The organism is Streptomyces sp. NBC_01439 (assembly GCF_036227605.1).
Lineage (GTDB): Bacteria > Actinomycetota > Actinomycetes > Streptomycetales > Streptomycetaceae > Streptomyces.
Window position 1 is genome coordinate 5,755,977 of sequence record NZ_CP109487.1, and the last position, 17,566, is coordinate 5,773,542.

The 17,566-nt window shown below is 73.3% G+C and carries 15 protein-coding genes; 11 read left to right on the plus strand and 4 right to left on the minus strand.

The genetic code is table 11. The annotated features are described in order from the left end of the window. The first annotated feature begins 53 nt into the window (after positions 1–53). Positions 54–1,436: a cystathionine beta-synthase gene (locus OG207_RS26025; RefSeq protein ID WP_030016498.1), complete on the plus strand. Its 1,383-nt coding sequence runs from the start codon at positions 54–56 to the stop codon at positions 1,434–1,436. Between the two features lie 380 nt (positions 1,437–1,816). Here OG207_RS26025 and OG207_RS26030 read toward each other — a convergent pair whose 3' ends face one another. Further along, positions 1,817–2,200 carry a hypothetical protein gene (locus OG207_RS26030; protein WP_329101356.1) on the minus strand — a complete coding sequence of 128 codons (384 nt, stop codon included), beginning with the start codon at positions 2,198–2,200 and terminating at the stop codon, positions 1,817–1,819. A gap of 140 nt (positions 2,201–2,340) precedes the next feature. On the opposite strand from OG207_RS26030, the gene OG207_RS26035 reads away from it, so the two are divergent. Beyond that, entirely contained in the window at positions 2,341–3,183 is an 843-nt protein-coding gene (locus tag OG207_RS26035) for a MurR/RpiR family transcriptional regulator (protein WP_329101357.1), read from the plus strand. A gap of 57 nt (positions 3,184–3,240) precedes the next feature. Here the strand turns inward: OG207_RS26035 and OG207_RS26040 are convergent, their stop codons facing one another. The 3 genes from OG207_RS26040 to OG207_RS26050 form a co-directional block, all read right to left on the minus strand. Further along, positions 3,241–5,079 carry a tetratricopeptide repeat protein gene (locus tag OG207_RS26040; protein WP_329101358.1) on the minus strand — a complete coding sequence of 613 codons (1,839 nt, stop codon included), beginning with the start codon at positions 5,077–5,079 and terminating at the stop codon, positions 3,241–3,243. Between the two features lie 59 nt (positions 5,080–5,138). After that, positions 5,139–5,471: a hypothetical protein gene (locus tag OG207_RS26045; RefSeq protein WP_329101360.1), complete on the minus strand. Its 333-nt coding sequence runs from the start codon at positions 5,469–5,471 to the stop codon at positions 5,139–5,141. A gap of 98 nt (positions 5,472–5,569) precedes the next feature. Then, entirely contained in the window at positions 5,570–6,934 is a 1,365-nt protein-coding gene (locus OG207_RS26050) for a diaminopimelate decarboxylase (RefSeq protein ID WP_443072872.1), read from the minus strand. A gap of 104 nt (positions 6,935–7,038) precedes the next feature. Between OG207_RS26050 and hutU the strand changes: the two genes are divergently transcribed. From hutU to OG207_RS26095, 9 genes are all read left to right on the plus strand, one after another. After that, positions 7,039–8,703, plus strand: a complete 1,665-nt coding sequence (hutU, locus tag OG207_RS26055) for a urocanate hydratase (protein ID WP_329101363.1) — start codon at positions 7,039–7,041, stop codon at positions 8,701–8,703. Between the two features lie 95 nt (positions 8,704–8,798). Beyond that, on the plus strand, positions 8,799–9,989 hold the full coding sequence (locus tag OG207_RS26060) for an allantoate amidohydrolase (RefSeq protein WP_329107884.1): 1,191 nt from the start codon (positions 8,799–8,801) through the stop codon (positions 9,987–9,989). After that, positions 9,980–11,320: a formimidoylglutamate deiminase gene (locus OG207_RS26065; protein WP_329101364.1), complete on the plus strand. Its 1,341-nt coding sequence runs from the start codon at positions 9,980–9,982 to the stop codon at positions 11,318–11,320. The genes OG207_RS26060 and OG207_RS26065 overlap by 10 nt, the downstream gene beginning before the upstream one ends. 190 nt (positions 11,321–11,510) lie before the next feature. Further along, positions 11,511–12,689 (plus strand): imidazolonepropionase, encoded by a 1,179-nt coding sequence (gene hutI / locus OG207_RS26070; RefSeq protein ID WP_329101365.1) that lies wholly within the window; start codon positions 11,511–11,513, stop codon positions 12,687–12,689. Positions 12,690–12,802: 113 nt separating this feature from the next. Then, a complete protein-coding gene (locus OG207_RS26075; RefSeq protein ID WP_329101367.1) occupies positions 12,803–13,480 on the plus strand; it encodes an LPXTG cell wall anchor domain-containing protein in 678 nt (225 codons plus the stop codon). A gap of 16 nt (positions 13,481–13,496) precedes the next feature. After that, the gene (locus OG207_RS26080) at positions 13,497–14,510 is read left to right on the plus strand and encodes a hypothetical protein (protein ID WP_329101369.1); all 1,014 of its coding nucleotides are present in this window, start codon (positions 13,497–13,499) and stop codon (positions 14,508–14,510) included. Continuing rightward, positions 14,507–15,619: a neocarzinostatin apoprotein domain-containing protein gene (locus OG207_RS26085; protein WP_329101371.1), complete on the plus strand. Its 1,113-nt coding sequence runs from the start codon at positions 14,507–14,509 to the stop codon at positions 15,617–15,619. The genes OG207_RS26080 and OG207_RS26085 overlap by 4 nt, the downstream gene beginning before the upstream one ends. A gap of 14 nt (positions 15,620–15,633) precedes the next feature. Beyond that, positions 15,634–16,947, plus strand: a complete 1,314-nt coding sequence (locus tag OG207_RS26090) for a hypothetical protein (protein WP_266595775.1) — start codon at positions 15,634–15,636, stop codon at positions 16,945–16,947. 255 nt (positions 16,948–17,202) lie between these two features. Then, positions 17,203–17,544, plus strand: coding sequence for a hypothetical protein (locus OG207_RS26095; protein WP_266595777.1), 342 nt, complete (start codon positions 17,203–17,205; stop codon positions 17,542–17,544). Positions 17,545–17,566: the final 22 nt, after the last annotated feature.

Consider the following 17,566-nt stretch of genomic DNA (forward strand, 5'->3'; position numbering starts at 1 on the left):
ACTCTGGCCAGACCTCCCGGAGAACCCGTGGAGTCCCCTCCTTGGAGAACATGGTGCAATTCCACGACTCGATGATCAGCCTCGTCGGCAATACCCCGCTGGTGAAGCTCAACCGTGTGACCGAAGGCCTGCAGGCCACCGTCCTTGCGAAGGTCGAGTACTTCAATCCCGGTGGATCCGTGAAGGACCGGATCGCCGTACGGATGATCGAGGCCGCCGAGCAGAGCGGAGCCCTCAAGCCCGGCGGCACCATCGTGGAGCCGACCAGCGGCAACACGGGTGTAGGACTCGCCATCGTGGCCCAGCAGAAGGGCTACAAGTGCATCTTCGTCTGCCCTGACAAGGTATCCATGGACAAGATCAACGTGATGCGCGCGTACGGCGCCGAGGTCGTGGTCTGCCCGACCGCCGTCGACCCCGAGCACCCGGACTCGTACTACAACGTGTCCGACCGCCTTGCGCGCGAGCCCGGCGCCTGGAAGCCCGACCAGTACAGCAACCCGAACAACCCCCGTTCGCACTACGAGACCACCGGCCCCGAGCTGTGGGACCAGACGGACGGGAAGATCACCCACTTCGTCGCGGGCGTCGGCACGGGCGGCACGATCTCCGGTACCGGCAACTACCTCAAGGAGGTCAGCGGCGGGAAAGTCAAGGTCATCGGCGCCGACCCCGAGGGCTCGGTCTACTCCGGCGGCTCCGGCCGCCCGTACCTCGTCGAGGGCGTGGGCGAGGACTTCTGGCCGACCGCCTACGACCCGAACGTCACCGACGAGATCATCGCGGTGTCCGACAAGGACTCCTTCCAGATGACCCGCCGCCTCGCCAAGGAGGAGGGCCTGCTCGTCGGCGGCTCCTGCGGCATGGCCGTCGTGGCCGCGCTCAAGGCCGCCGAGGGCCTCGGGCCGGACGACGTGGTGGTCGTCCTGCTGCCGGACAGCGGTCGCGGCTACCTCAGCAAGATCTTCAGCGACGAGTGGATGGCGGGACACGGCTTCCTGGAGGAGGCCGGCCCCGCCGCGCGCATCGGCGACGTGCTGAACGACAAGGAGGGCGGCATCCCCTCCCTCGTCCACATGCACCCCGAGGAGACCGTCGGCGAGGCCATCGAGGTCCTGCGCGAGTACGGCGTCTCGCAGATGCCGATCGTCAAGCCGGGCGCCGGTCACCCGGACGTGATGGCCGCCGAGGTCATCGGCTCCGTGGTCGAGAAGGAGCTCCTGGCGGCGCTGTTCGCCCAGCGGGCCTCCCTGACCGACCCGCTGGAGAAGCACATGAGCTCTCCGCTGCCGCAGGTCGGCTCCGGCGAGCCGGTGTCCGAACTGATGGCGGTGCTCGGCGAGGCGGACGCGGCGATCGTGCTGGTCGAGGGCAAGCCCACTGGTGTGGTGAGCCGTCAGGACCTGCTGGCCTTCCTCGCCAAGTCCGCGAAGTAGCCCCGGCCCGCTCGGGGAGGGGCGCGGGCCCACGGCCCGCCTCCCCGCCCCGGGCAACCGGCCCGTGGCGCGGCCTTCGCGCAAACGGTACGGGCATGACACGTGACGGCAGCACCCGCTTAACACGGCTCGGGCACAGTGGTGGTTGTCGGCAGGGAAGTCCGGGAGACCGGAACCCGGCCGGCACCACGGAACGGTGTGCGCGTACCTCCGGAGCGGCTCCCGGACTGCGCTTGCGCCACGGACGCGGACGGCCCTGACCCGGCCGTGTCCTTCGCGGGGACCGCCGTCGTCCCGCCCCTCGGGCGACCGAGGGTGCGGCGGTCCCCGCGCGTTCCATTTTTCTCGAGCTCGGTTCGCCCGTGCGGTGGGGTGGGGGGTCAGTCCCGGGGGTCCTGCGTACCGCGGCGGAGGCGATGGGCGTGGATGAAGTTCACGCCCACGATCCCCACCCAGGTGACGATCAGCCCCGGCAGCCGCGCCTGCGTGGCGGCGATCGCCGACAGGGGGATCGCCAGCACCAGGGTGATGATCGCGAAGCCGAAGCGTTCGCCGAGGTTCCCGTCCCCCGGTGCGTCCGAGGGCGCCCGGCCGCCACCGCGGGCCGCGGACAGCCGTTCCTCCGCGAGTCGGCGCCGGACCTGCGTGTCGACCTTCTCGACGAACGAATCGACGAGCGCGGCCTCGTACTCCGGGCCCAGCTCGCGCCGGGCGTCCATCGTCGCGTCGAATTCCTTCTTCAGGTCTTGGGCATGCGCGTCCATGACCCCACCGTAGGAACCCCGGCGGGGCCCGGCACTGCGGCTAGCCCCCGTATCCGGATCCCGGGCACGGCTTGCCCTGCTGCATAACCGCATGCAGAGTGCTCCGTGACTGAATATTTCACCGGGACGGAGGGGACGGGATGAGTGACAGCCCGGCCGCGCGGCTGCAGAAGCTGTTCGAGGGGCACCGGCTGACGCCGACCCAGCGGCGGATCGCGCACTGCATGGTGCGCGGGGCGGCGGAGGTGCCCTTCCTGTCGAGCGTCGAGCTCGCCGAACTGGCCGGGGTGAGCCAGCCCTCGGTGACCCGGTTCGCCGTGGCGCTGGGCTTCGACGGATATCCCGCGCTCCGCCGCCACCTGCGCGAGGTGGCCCCCGCCGAGCGGCCCGAGGCCGCGCACGAGGACTCGTACAACGAGTACCAGCAGGCCGTTCTGGGCGAGATCGAGAACCTGCGGCAGCTGGCCGCCATGCTCGCCGATCCCGCGCCGGTCCAGGAGGCGGGGCGGCTGCTCGCCGCCTCGACCCCGCTGCTGGTGCTCGGGCTGCGGGCGGCCTCGTCCCAGGCGCGCGGGTTCGCGTACTTCGCGTCGAAGGTCCACCCGGACGTCCGGCTCCTCGACGAGGGCGGCTCGATGATGGAGGACCGCATCGACGCGGCGCGCTACGAAGGGGCCACGGCGCTGCTCTGCTTCGCGCTGCCCCGCCATCCCCGGGAGGTCGTGGACACGCTGGAACGCGCGCGTCGGACCGGCCTCACCGTGGTGACGGTCGCCGATTCGGCCTTCGCCCCCGTGGCCCGTCACTCGGACCTACTGATTCCGGCGCAGGTCGGCACCGGGCTGGCCTTCGACACGGCGTGTGCGCCGATGCTGCTGGGCCGGGTGCTGCTGGAGTCGATGGCGGACGCCCTGCCGGACGCCCAGGCGCGGCTGGAGGCCTTCGACGCGCGGGCCGCGGCCCGCGGCCTGTTCGTGGAGTAGGGCCCCTTATCCGCCCGAGCCCTGGCTTGCGTCTTTGCCCTGTGCCGCGGGCACTTCCTACGGCTCCTCGGGGGCGGCGGGGCGGCCCCGGCGGCGCAGGAGGCGACCCGCGCGGCGGCCTCTCCTGCGGTTCGGCCGGCTGCGGATGCCTTCGAACATGAGGGTGGCCAGCCGGGACCTCGCCTCGTCCCCCGCCTCCGCGTAGGCGGAGGCGGACCGCAGCAGCGCGGCCCGCGCTTCGTCGGCCCGGCCGCTCTGGCTGAGCGCACTGGCCAGGCAGAACTGCGCATAGCCCGCCCCGGAGCGGTCGCCGATGTCCTCGGACAGCGTGCACGCCCGCTCGTGGACCAGAGCGGCGCCCTCGAAGTCCCGGAGTCCGGCCAGCGCGATGCCGTGCATGACCAGCGCATGCGCCTCGCCCCGCTGGTCGCCCGTGTGCCGGAAGCACCGGACGGCCTTCCCGTGGGCTTCGACGGCGGCCCGGGCGCGGCCGGCGCGGTCCAGAGCCTCGGCCAGCCCGGCGAAAGCCACGCCCACTTCGTGGACCTCCGCGAGCTCCGCGAACATCGCCACGGCCTGCTCATAGGCCGTGATGGCCGCCTCATGGCGCCCGGCCGCGCTGAGCGCCCCGCCCAGATTGCGTCTCGCCGCGGCTGCCGAGTGCGGATGTCCGGCCTCCGAGAGGATGGTGTTGGCCCTCTCCTGGGCGGCGACCGCCTCCTCGCAGCGCCCCTGCTCCTGGAGGGCGATGCCGAGGTTGCTCCACGCCTCCCCTTCGCTCCGCCGGTCGCCCAGGTCGCCGAAGAGGCGCAGGCTCTCCTCCGCGGCAGCGACCGCCTGGTCCGTGCGGCCGGAGATCAGTGCGAGGCTCGCCTCGTTCAGCAGGCGGCCCGCCCTCTCGTGCGGGGTTTCCCCGGGGTCCGGGGGCGCGAACCGCTCCCGCAGGGCGGCGGCCTCCTCGAACTTGCCGACTTGGGCGACGGCCATCGCGAGGTTGCGCAGGGTCCCGTTCCGCGCCGCGGCGTCACCGGAGCGCTCCGCCTCCGCGAGGCTCAGCCGGTTGAGTGCGACCGCCTCCTGGAAGAGCCTGCGCCGACGGAGGTAGGTCTGCAGGTACGCGCAGAATCCGTTCACGTCGGCCGACTTGCCGAGGGCCGCGGTGAAGGGGACCAGCGCGATGAGGTTGTCCCGCTCCTCGTCGAGCACTTGCAACGCCGTGGTCGCATCGGGTACGTGCGCGGACCACTCCTCGTCGGTCCGGCCCCGGAGGTGGCCGTCGGACCCCACCAGCAACGCCCCGTACAGGCAGATCAGGCGCTCGGCGGCGGCGTCCCACCCGTCCTCTTCCGCGTGCCGGCGTGCCAGCTCCGCCGCGTACAACCGCACCAGGTCGTGCATGCGCCAGCGGCCCGAGCCCGTCGGATCCAGGTCGCGTACCTGCCCGATCTCGCCTGCGTCGTCGGCCACGATCAGCACTCGGCGCCCCTCGGCCGCCCGCGCGGCCAGCTCAGAGCGGTACAGCGCCAGCCGTCCCTCCGGCGTCGGCGGGACGTCCTCGTCGCGGATTCCCAGCTCGCCCAGGAGCAGGGAGACCGCCTGGCCGCCGCCGAGCGCGCCGTTCGGGAGGTAGCCGCGCAGCCCGACGAACAGGACCCCGCCCTCGAAGCAGCCCTCCTGCATGACCTGCTGGGCCACGGTCAGCGCCAGCGCGGTCTTCCCGGCCCCGGCCAGGCCGGAGACCACGGTGGCCCTGCTTCCGTCGGGTGCCAGCGTCTTCAGCAGCTCGCCGATGGCCTCCTCGCGCCCGGACAGCACGTCGGGCGCCTGGGGCAGGGCGCGCAGTGCGTTCGGCGCGGCCGGGGTGTCGGCCCGGTGGACCACGTAGTCCCCGGCCACCTGTGTGACCTGGCTGTTCCGGTGGGCCGTGAGCTGCTGCCGCGACCGCTTGCGGAGGGCTATGGCGCGGCCCTCCCGCCGGTCTGCCGGACCACCGCGCCGGGGGCGGCGTCGAGGTCCTGGTCCACCTCGTCGGGGTCCGCGATTCCGCTCTCCTGGATCACATCGCTGTTCTCCCTGGCGCGCAGGCGCTGGCGCACGGCCTTGGGCCGCCTGCCGACGGCCCACCACGCGCCGGGGGCCGCTGTCGCCATGGCGCCGGCGAAGGCCGAGGCGACCTCCACGCCGCTGCCCTTCCCGTCCGGCAGCCAGTCGAAGGGGTCCCAGTGGGCCAGGGCGAAGCAGAAGCCGAACGCAGCTGCCGTCCCGAGGAGGACTATCAGGTACCGCATGGGTTGAGCCGTAGCCGAACTGTCACAGCGAGTTCCGTGTGATGAGAGGAATCCGGACGAAATCACCTGTTCGGGTGACGGGCCCCAGAGCGGTCCGGTCAGAGCAGTGCGTCCCGCAGGTCTCCGCCTGCCTCGGCCACGATCTCGGCGAGGTCCTGCGCCGGCCTGGCGAGGCTGAATCGGACCCGGCCCTGCGGGCCCACCGCGAAACCGTAGACCGCCGGGCGGGGCAGGCTGTTGTAGCCGTAGTGGGCCGTGAAGAAGTACGCGCCGGTGTCCGGGATCCCGATCAGGTCGCCGGGGGCGAGCGACGGCAGCTCGCGGGCCGAGGCGAGCAGGTCGCCCGCGAAGCAGGCCGGGCCCGCGACGTCCTGGGCCACCGGGTCGCCGGTCTTCGGGGAGCCCTTCGCGTCGTAGGGCAGGATCCGCACCGGCCAGGCCGCCGGGGCGTACGCGGTGCGGGTCGCCAGCTGGACCCCGGCGTGGGTGAGCGCGATCGGCCGGGATCCGCTGGTCTTGGTGTACTCCACCCGGGCCAGCGCCAGGCCGTGCTTGGCCAGCAGGGACCGGCCGAACTCCGTGACCAGGCCGTACGAGCCGTCGAAGAGGGCGGGGACCGCCCCGCGCAGGGCGGCCACGTACTGCGCGTGGGTGGGGTGCTCCTCGTCCGAGGCGAAGTTCACCGGCAGGCCGCCGCCGATGTCGAGGGTGTCGACCTGCCGCCGGCCGGCCGCCGCGTTGATCTCCTCGGCGAGCGCGTGCAGGTCCCGTACGCCTTCCGCGATCAGGGACAGGGGAACGCCCTGGGAGCCCGAGTGGACGTGCAGGCGGGTGAGCCACGGCCGGTCCAGGTAGGCCCGTACGAGCCACTCGCGGGCGCCGGGGTCGCGCAGGGCGATGCCGAACTTCGAGCTCGCGGTGGCCGTGGACAGGGCGTCGATGGTTCCGGCGCCGGTCTGCGGATTGATCCGGACGCCGATCGGGGACGCGGCCGGCGCCCGGCCGACGAGCGCGTCGAGCCGCTCCAGCTCCTGCCGGTTGTCGGCGTTGACGGCGACGCCGAGCACCAGGGCCTCGCGGAGCTCGGCCCCGGTCTTGGCGGGGGAGTCCAGGACGATCCGGTCGGCGGGGACCCCCGCGGCCCGGGCCAGTGCCAGCTCGCCGGGGCTCGCCACCTCGCAGCCCAGCCCGGCGTCGGCGAGCAGCCGCAGCACCGGGACGAGCGGGCAGGCCTTGACGGCGAAGGTGTGCAACACGGGGGCGGCGGGCGGAGGGGCGGTGGCGAAGGCATCGGTCAGGGCGGCGGCGGAGGCGCGGATCCCGGCCGTGTCCAGCAGGCAGACCAGGGGTGGCGCGGGGTCGGTCCCGCCGACGATCCCCTGCTCGACGGCGGCTCGTACGGCCAGATCGCGGCGCGCGGCAGCGCTCTCGGTGGCGCTCTCGGCGGCGTCCTCGGTGCCCATGTTCGCCATCCCATCATTCGACGGGGCCGCCCGCAGCTGTTGACTGAATCTATTCAGGGCGGGAGTATGTGAATAGATTGACCAACATCGGAGGAGGCAACGCCATGTCAGGACCCCGCCCCGTACGTGCCGCGCGAGGCACCGAGCTCAGCACCCTGGGATGGCAGCAGGAAGCCGCCCTGCGCATGCTGCAGAACAACCTCGACCCCGAGGTCGCCGAGCACCCCGACAAGCTCGTCGTCTACGGCGGCACCGGCAAGGCCGCCCGCGACTGGCGCTCGTACGACGCGATGGTCCGCACCCTGCAGACCCTCAAGCAGGACGAGACGATGCTGGTCCAGTCCGGCCGCCCGGTCGGCGTGATGCAGACCCACGAGTGGGCGCCGCGCGTCCTGCTCGCCAACTCCAACCTCGTCGGCGACTGGGCCAACTGGGAGGAGTTCCGCCGCCTGGAGAACCTGGGCCTGACCATGTACGGCCAGATGACCGCCGGGTCCTGGATCTACATCGGCACCCAGGGCATCCTCCAGGGCACCTACGAGACCTTCGCCGCCGTCGCCGCGAAGAAGTTCGGCGGCACCCTGGCCGGCACCATCACCCTCACCGCCGGCCTCGGCGGCATGGGCGGCGCCCAGCCGCTGGCCGTGACGATGAACGACGGCGTCGCGATCTGCATCGACGTCGACCCGCGCGCCATCGACCGCCGCATCGAGCACCGCTACCTGGACGTCAAGGCCGACAACCTGCGCCACGCCCTCCAGCTGGCGGTCGAAGCCCGTGACGCCCGCAAGCCGCTCTCCATCGGCCTCCTCGGCAACGCCGCCGAGCTGCTCCCGCAGATGCTGGCCGAGGGCGCGCCCATCGACATCGTGACCGACCAGACCTCGGCCCACGACCCGCTCGCGTACCTGCCCGTCGGCGTCGACTTCGACGACATGGCCTCCTACGCCGCCAAGGACCCGGCCGGCTTCACCACCCGGGCCCGCGAGTCCATGGCCAAGCACGTCGAGGCCATGGTCGGCTTCATGGACGCCGGCGCCGAGGTCTTCGACTACGGCAACTCCATCCGCGGCGAGGCCCAGCTGGCCGGCTACGACCGCGCCTTCGCCTTCCCCGGCTTCGTCCCGGCCTACATCCGCCCGCTGTTCTGCGAGGGCAAGGGCCCCTTCCGCTGGGCCGCCCTGTCCGGCGAGGCCTCGGACATCCACAAGACCGACAAGGCCATGCTGGAGCTCTTCCCGGAGAACGAGTCCCTGCACCGCTGGATCAAGATGGCCGGCGAGCGCGTCCACTTCCAGGGCCTGCCCGCGCGCATCTGCTGGCTCGGCTACGGCGAGCGCGACAAGGCCGGCGAGCGCTTCAACGAGATGGTCGCCGACGGCACCCTCGCTGCGCCGCTGGCCATCGGCCGCGACCACCTCGACTGCGGCTCGGTTGCCTCCCCGTACCGCGAGACCGAGGCCATGCTGGACGGTTCCGACGCGATCGCCGACTGGCCGCTGCTCAACGCCATGGTCAACGTGGCCTCCGGTGCCTCCTGGGTCTCCATCCACCACGGCGGCGGCGTCGGCATGGGCCGTTCGATCCACGCGGGCCAGGTCACGGTCGCCGACGGCACCGCGCTGGCCGGCGAGAAGATCCGCCGCGTCCTCACCAACGACCCGGGCATGGGCGTCATCCGCCACGTCGACGCCGGCTACGACATCGCCGAGACGGTCGCCGACGAGCGCGGCGTCCGCGTCCCGATGCGCGAGGGCGACTCCGCGTGAGCGAGACAGACTTCCCGGGCTCGGGGGAGCAGGGTGCGGCGCCGCGACCGGCGGCCCGCACGACCGGCTCCGGCGAGGCCGCGTCGTTCCACGAGATGTGGGCCGAGCTCGCACCCATCGGCCGCGACGCCGGCACCGGCGGGTACCGCCGGTACGCCTGGAGCGGGGCCGACGCCGACTGCCGGACCTGGTTCCAGGAGCAGGCCGAGGCGCGCGGGCTGACGTACGAGACGGACCGCAACGGCAACCAGTGGGCCTGGCTCGGCGACCCCCTCGCGGGGGACGCCGTGGTCACCGGCTCGCACCTGGACTCCGTCCCCGACGGCGGGGCCTTCGACGGCCCCCTCGGCGTGGTGTCCTCCTTCGCGGCCCTGGACGAGCTCCGCAGCAGGGGAGCGGAATTCTCCAGGCCGCTCGCCATCACCAACTTCGGTGACGAGGAGGGCGCCCGCTTCGGGCTCGCCTGCGTCGGCTCCCGGCTCGCCGCCGGACAGCTGACCAAGGACAAGGCGTACGAGCTGCGCGACGCCGAGGGCATCTCCCTGCCCCAGGCCATGGAGGCCGCCGGATACGACCCCGAGGCCATCGGGGCCGACCCCGAACGCCTCGGCCGCATCGGCGCCTTCGTCGAACTGCACGTGGAACAGGGCCGGGCCCTGGACCTCTCCGGGGACCGGGTCGGCATCGCCTCCGCGATCTGGCCGCACGGCCGCTGGCGGTTCGACTTCCGCGGCGAGGCCAACCACGCCGGCACCACCCGGCTGGTCGACCGCCGCGACCCGATGCTCACCTACGCGGCGACCGTGCTGGCCGCCCGTACCGAGGCGGCCCTCGCCGGGGCCGTCGCCACCTTCGGGAAGATCTCGGTCGAGCCCAACGGGGTCAACGCCATCCCCTCGCTCGTGCGCGGCTGGCTCGACTCCCGCGCCGCCGACCAGGCCACCCTCGACACGGTCGTCACGGCCATCGAGAAGGCCGCCCGCGAGCGCGCCGACCAGGACGGCATCGACCTCGCCGTCGTCCGGGAGTCCTTCACCCCGGTCGTCGAGTTCGAGCACGCCCTGCGCGACGAGATGAACCGGATCCTCGGCGGTTCGGTCCCCGTTCTCGGGACCGGAGCGGGACACGACGCCGGGATCCTCTCGGCGGCCGTCCCGACCGCCATGCTGTTCGTGCGGAACCCGACCGGCGTCTCCCACTCCCCGCGGGAGTTCGCCGCCGAGGACGACTGCGTGGCCGGCGTCCTCGCCCTCGCCGACGTACTGGAAGGCCTGGCATGTCGTTGACGACGTACTGGCTGGAGCACGCCTGGCTCGACACCCACGTCGAGCCGGGCGTCGCCCTGGAGGTGACTGCCGAGGGCCGCATCGGTGCCCTGCGCACCGGCGTGAGCAGCCCGCCGCCCGGTGCGGAGGTGCTGCGCGGCCTGACGATCCCCGGGCTGGCCAACGCGCATTCTCATTGCTTCCACCGTGCGTTGAGGGGCACGGTCCAGATCGGCTCCGGCACCTTCTGGACCTGGCGCGACCTCATGTACAAGGTCGCCCAGAACCTCACCCCCGACAGCTACTTCGCGCTCGCCCGCGCCGTCTACGCCGAGATGGCGCTGGCCGGCATCACCAACGTCGGCGAGTTCCACTACGTCCACCACGCGCCCGGCGGCGCCGCGTACGCCGACCCGAACGCGATGGGCGAGGCCCTGATCGAGGCCGCCGCCGCGGCCGGCATCCGGATCACGCTCCTGGACACGGCGTACCTGTCCTCGGGCTTCGGCGAGGCCCCCAACAGCCACCAGCTGCGCTTCTCCGACGGCACCGCCGAGGCCTGGGCCGAGCGCGCCAGTGCCCTCAAGCCCCGCGAGCACGCCCTGATCGGCGCCGCCATCCACTCGGTCCGCGCCGTGCCGGCCGCGGAACTGGCCACCGTCGCCGGCTGGGCCGAGGAGCGCCGGGCGCCCCTGCACGTCCACCTCTCCGAGCAGACCGCCGAGAACGACGCCTGCCAGGCCGCCCACGGGCGCACGCCGACCCAGCTGCTGGCCGACCACGGCGTGCTCGGCCCGCGCACCACCGGCGTCCACAACACGCACCTCACCGACACGGACATCGCCCTCCTCGGCGGGACCACCACCGGTACGTGCATGTGCCCGACCACCGAACGCGACCTCGCGGACGGCATCGGCCCGGCGACCCGGCTCCAGCACGCGGGCAGCCCGCTGTCCCTGGGCAGCGACAGCCACGCGGTCATCGACCTGCTCGAAGAGGCCCGCGCGATGGAGCTGAACGAGCGCCTGCGCAGCCGCACCCGGGGTCACTGGACGGCGAACGCCCTGCTCGCCGCCGCCACCGCCGACGGCCACGCCGCCCTCGGACTCCCGGACGCGGGCCGCCTGGAGGCGGGCGCGCTCGCGGACTTCACCACGATCGCGCTGGACTCCGTGCGCACGGCGGGTCCGCTGGCGCGCCTCGGCGCCGAGACGGCCGTCTTCGCCGCCACTGCCTCGGACGTCCGCCACACGGTGGTCGGCGGCCGCCACATCGTCCGCGACGGCGCCCACACCCTGGTCCCGGACGTCCCGTCCGCCCTTGCCGAGTCCATCGCAGCCCTGCGCTCCTGACCGTGCCGCCTGCGGCGGGCTTTCCCCCACCCCGCCCCTTCCCGAAACCGGGCTCTGCCCGGACCCGGTCCTCAAACGCCGGACGGGCTGAAATACAGCCCCGCCGGCGTTTGAGGTGCGGGGTCCGGGGCGGAGCCCCAGGAAACGGCGAAAGGGCGGGGTGGGGGAACGAACCCTCTGAGAGGACCCCATGACCACCACCGCCATCACCAACATCGGCAGCCTCGTCACCAACGACCCCGCCCTCGGCGACGGCAGCCCCCTCGGCCTGATCGAGAACGCGGCTGTCGTCATCGACGGCGACAAGGTCGCCTGGGTCGGCCCCGCGGCACAGGCTCCCGCCGCCGACACCGCGTTCGACGCCGCCGGCCGCGCCGTCATCCCCGGCTTCGTCGACTCCCACTCGCACCTCGTCTTCGCCGGCGACCGCACCCAGGAGTTCAACGCCCGGATGTCGGGCCGCGCCTACTCCGCCGGCGGCATCCGCACCACCGTCGCCGCCACCCGCGCCGCCTCCGACGCCGAGCTGGAGGCGGGCCTGGTGCGCCACCTCGACGAGGCTCGCCGCCAGGGCACCACCACCTTCGAGACCAAGTCCGGCTACGGCCTCACCGTCGCCGACGAGGCCCGCGCCCTGCGCATCGCCGCCGCGCACACCGAGGAGGTCACCTACCTCGGCGCGCACATCGTCTCCCCGGACTTCGCCGAGGACCCGGCCGGCTACGTCGACCTCGTCACCGGCGAGATGCTGGAGGCCTGCGCCCCGTACGCCCGCTGGGTGGACGTCTTCTGCGAGAAGGGCGCCTTCGACGGCGACCAGGCCCGCGCGATCCTCACCGCCGGCGCCGCCGCCGGGCTGATCCCCCGCGTGCACGCCAACCAGCTCTCCTACGGGCCCGGCGTCCAGCTCGCCGTCGAACTGGAGGCCGCCTCCGCCGACCACTGCACCCACCTCACCGACGCCGACGTCGACGCCCTCGCGCAGGCCGCCGGAACCACCGTCGCCACCCTGCTGCCCGGCGCCGAGTTCTCCACCCGCGCCCAGTGGCCCGACGCCCGGCGCCTGATCGACGCGGGCGCCACCGTCGCCCTGTCCACGGACTGCAACCCCGGATCCTCCTACACGAGTTCCATGCCGTTCTGCATCGCGCTCGCCGTCCGCGACATGCGGATGACCCCCGACGAGGCCCTCTGGGCGGCCACCGCCGGCGGCGCCCGCGCCCTGCGCCGCGAGGACATCGGCCGCGTGGCCCCCGGGGCCCGCGCCGACCTGGCCCTGCTGGACGCACCGAGCCACGTCCACCTCGCCTACCGGCCGGGCGTACCGCTCGTCTCCGCGGTGTGGCAGAAGGGCGTCCGCGCCCACTGACGAACGGTCAATTCGGGCCTGTCCTTTGTCTTCCCTCCGTAAGGGCCCGGGCGTACCTTGAGCCACCGATCTGATGTGTCGTCAGTTTTCTGTGGCCCGAGGGGAAGACGAAGGTGTCCGACCGCAAACGCACCACTGCGCTCGCGCTGGCCTCCGCGCTGGCCGGATCGGCGGTGCTGTTCACCGCCCCCGCGGCCCATGCCGCCGTCGTCGACGTCGCCTACGACTGCAAGACCCCGATCGGGGACAAGTCGGCGGTGTCACCCATCGAGATCAAGGCGGCCAAGGAGGGCGACGGGTACAAGCTGACGATGTCCTTCCAGAAGGGCGTCTCGTCCAGCCCCATCGAACTCGGCAAGGGCGCGATGAAGCCCAGCGCCGTCGTCCTCGTCGACGGTGCCGAGAAGGCGTCGGTGCCGGTCTCGGGTCCGTCCAACCCCGAGGCCGTGCCCCCGGACACACCCATCAAGATCACCGACCTCTCGGGCACCTATACGCCCAAGAAGAGCGGCAAGGTCACCTTCACCGCCGGGGTGCTCACCATCGTGGCGATGGGCACCACGACGACCTGCACCCCCGGCAACAGCCCGAAGCCCTCGCTGGAACTGGACGTCACGGCACCCGGCGGCGGGACCACGCAGGCCGCCCCCGACACCACCGGCGACACCCTCCCGCAGACCGGGCCCGCCGATTCCGCCCTGGCCCTCGGCACCCTCGGCGGCACCGTGCTGCTCTCCGGCGCCGTCGGCGTGCTCTGGCTGACCCGGCGCGGCCGTCGGGCCCGGTCCTGAACGGAGCACCCCGGTCATGCACGTGCTCCACACCCTGAGGCGCGCCGGCGCCGTCCTGCTGCTCGCCGCCGCCACGCTGTACGCGGCCCCCGCGCACCCCGCGGCCGCCGACGAGCCGGGCTGGACCGCCGAGCCCGCCGCCGGAGCCGCGGCCACCGTCCGCCCCTACTTCTACCTGGCCGGTGCCGCCGGCACCGTGCTGGAAGACCGCCTCGCCCTGGTCAACACCAGTGACCGGGAGCGCACCATCACGCTGCGCGGGGCCGACGCGTACAACACGGCCGACGGCGCCTTCGCGGTCCGCCCGGCGGCGCCCGGCAGCGGGGCCACCGGGGCCACCGGGGCCGGTTCCTGGATCAGCTTCGGGGCCGCCGCCACCGTGAAGGTCCCGCCCCGCACCCGTGCCGTGGTCCCCTTCACCCTCACCGTGCCGCCCGCCTCCCCGCCCGGCGACCACCCCGCCGCCGTGATCGCCACCGAGGGCGGCCACGAGGTCGGAGTACGGGTCCACCTGCGGGTCGGCGGCCCCGCCCTGGCCGCCCTCACGGTCGAGGACGTCGCCGTACGGGGCCGGGGCCCGGCCGCCGTCATCGCCTACACCCTCGTCAACCGCGGCAACGTGGCCCTCGCCCCCGACCTCCGGATCAGCGCCGAGGCCCTCATCGGCGAGGTGTCCGACCCGCCCCGCGGCCGCACCCTGCCGGTGGAACTGCTCCCCGGCCAGCGGGTGGAGCTCACCGAGCCCTGGCCCGGCGCCCCGGCCTTCGACCGGGTCCGCGTCACCCTCACCGTGACGGCCCCCGGCGGCGCCCGCGCGGTGGCCACCGGCTCGCGCTGGCTCGTCCCCCGGGGCCTGGCGAGCTGGACCGGGGCCGGCCTGCTCTGCCTCGGCGCGGCCACCGCCGCCGCGCTGTACCTCGTACGCGGCCGGCGGCCCCGACCGGGACCGGACCCGGAGCCGCACGCGCCGTCCGCGGCCGGACCGACGACCCCTGCACCGCACCACGAACTGACGGGAGCCGCCAGGTGAGAAGAGTCGGAGCCCTGCTGGCCGCGGGGTTGGCGGTGTGCGCCCTCGCCCTGTTCCCCACGGGCCCGGCCGCGGCCGCCGAGGGCGAGCCGGCCGTGGCGCTCTCGCTCCAGGAGGCCGCCAAGGGCACCGGGATCACCGTCACCGGTACCGGCTGGCCGGCCAAGACGCTGGTGATGCTACTGGTCTGCGGCCAGAACATGATCGGCGGCACCAACAGCTGCGCCAACGCCGACGGCGCCGCCGTCTCCGTCGGCGCCGACGGCCGCTTCACCGCCCAGCTGCCCGTGGTGGCACCGCCCAAGCCGTGCCCCTGCATCGTCAACGTCACCTCCGTCAACGGTGACCAGTCCACCGTCGCGACCCCCCTGAAGATCACCGACCACCCGGTCGCCGAGCTGCCCGCCGAATCCGGTACGGCCCGCCTCGCGATGCTCACCGGGGTCCGGCTGGAGGGCGAGGACGGGGTGCTGACCTGGTTCGGCGCCCCGCCCGCCCGGAAGTTCAAGGTCACCGTCGGCAATCTCGGCCCGGTCCCGGTCAAGGACCCGGTCTTCCAGCTCGGCACCGCGCACGGGGTGTTCGCCCCGCTGTGGGAGGAGGCCCGCTGGAAGGGCACCATCCCGCCCGGCGGCAAGGCGGAGATCGCGCTCGACGTGGGCCTCGCCGCCGGCGCCCACGGCGACTACACGATCTCCCTCAAGTACGGCGAGACCGTGGTGGCCACGCAGCCCTGGGGCGTGGACCGCCCGTACGGGGTGCTGCTCTTCTGGGGCCTGCTCCTGCTGGTGATCCCGGCCGCGGTCTTCCGCATCGGCATGGCGATCGTCGACCGGGTGCGGCCGCGCGCCGCGCCCGCCGCCGGCCGCCACCGCGGTACGGGTCCCGCGGCCGCAGCCGCGGCGGCGGCCTCCGCCGTGACGGCCCGGCTGCCGAAGATCCCGGCCCTGCGGCCCCCGGAGCCGGCCCTGGGCCCCGACCGCCCGGAGCAGTCCCCCCAGACCACCACGGCGGTCCTGCCGTGGTTCACCCCGGACAGCACGCCGGGCACAGCACCACAGGCGTCCGCACCGTCTGAGAACCGTTCGACGACGAAGGGACATTCGTGAAAACCCAACGGAGGGTGAGCGCGGCCGTGATCGCGCTGATGCTCGGCGGCGCCGGTATCGCCATCGGAGCCACTCCCGCCCAGGCCGCGGAGACCAAGTTCAACGTCAAGTGCGTTCCCCCGGCCGGGGGCGGTAGTCCGGTGGAGGGGGAGACCACCGCCAAGGTCACCGCTCCCGCCTCGGCGAAGGTCGGCGACGAGGTCGACGTGTCCTGGGAGACGGTGAAGCCGGCCTCGAACAACACGGACCTGATGGACATCCCGCAGGACGCGGTCCAGCCCACGGGCTGGATCACCGTGGGCGGCGGTGGCGGTGAGCTGAAGGTCGTCGGGGAGAAGAAGAACCCGCCGATCCCGAAGAAGGCGCCCATGGTGATGTCCGTGATGAAGGGAAAGCTGAAGCTCACCAAGGCCGGGAAGATCACGCTGACCCCCGGCAAGTACGACGTGGCCGTCACCTTCTCCTTCGGCACCTTCGTCACCAAGTGCGCCCCGACCGGCAGCGTGGGCGTCGGGGCCACCATCGACGTGGCGGCCGGCTCCAGCGGCGGGACGACGACCGGTGGCACCACCTCGGGGGGCTCCACGACCACCGGCGGCTCCACCACCTCGGGCGGTTCCACGACCACCGGCGGTTCCACCACCACTTCGGGCGGATCGGCTTCGGGCGGTTCCGCCTCCGGCGGCGGGGGCGGCCAGACCGACTTCCCCGGCAAGGCGGTCGAGGTGGCCTTCGACTGCGGTCCGGTCGTCCCGGGGGGCATCAAGACCCCGGTCACCATCAACGCGAAGAAGAACGGCGGCAGCTACGACCTGACGGTCAAGACCGCCAAGGGTGCGATGGCGGCGCCCATGGCCCTGCCCGCGGGAGCGCTCAAGCCCTCGATGGACGTGAAGCTCGGCGGGGCGGACAGCGGCACGGTCAAGGTCTCCGGCCCGGCCAACGCGGAGCCGATCCCGGACAAGGCCCCGGTCAGCCTCAGCGACATGACGGGCACCTACAAGCCCGGCAAGAGCGGCAAGGTGACGCTGAGCCCGGACCAGCTGACGATCGACGTCACGATGGCCCCCGGCGCCACCCCGATCAACGTCCCCTGCAAGGCGACGAGCAGCGGGGTCTCGCTGGAACTGGACACCGCCGCACAGCCGGGGGGCTCCGGCTCCTCGACGAGCACCACCGGCAGCGCCACCTCGGGCGGCCTCGCCGAGACCGGCGCGGAGGACGAGGGCGGGATCAAGGCCCTGGCCCTGGTCGCCGGCACGGTGATCCTGCTCGGCGGCGCGGTGTTCACCTTCACCCCGTGGCGCCGCCTGCGCGGCACCCGCTGACCGACGAGAAGCCACCGTCGAGCGACCGTGCGCGTCCTGGCTCTGATGCCGGGGCGCGCACGGCTTTCGGACGGCGCGCCCGCACAGCGCCGTTCGTTCTCCCTTCCCCCCTTCGGGGAGGCAGTTCCCGCCGACTGGCGGATACCGGTTCTCCCACGGTCCGGCGAAGATCGGCGAGCGACCTCCTGGCGGGCGGGCGCGAGCCCGACCGGCGCGCGGTCGGCTCCTGCTTCACATCGGAGAACGGACAGTCCCATGAAGTTGAAATTCGCCGTCGCGACGCTGGCCGTCGCCTCGGCCCTGAGTGTGCTCGGAGCGCCGGCGGTCTCCGCGGCCGCTGCCGGCGGCGGTTGCAGGACGACCGCGGAACTGGACGGCATGGGCCGCCCGAATGCCACGTCCAGGTGCACCGGACGCTTCGCCTCCGGTGCGCAGCACCGCGCGAAGATCATCTGCGACATGGTGCAGGGTGCCCGCGAACACGTGGTGCGCCGGACCTACCGCAGCGACTGGGCCCCCACCGGCTCGGCCGCCTCGGTCCGCTGCGGGTCCAAGTCCTTCCTCGTCGGATTCGGCTCCGAGGTGCGGGGCGCCTGATTCCACGGCGCCGTTGGAGGGC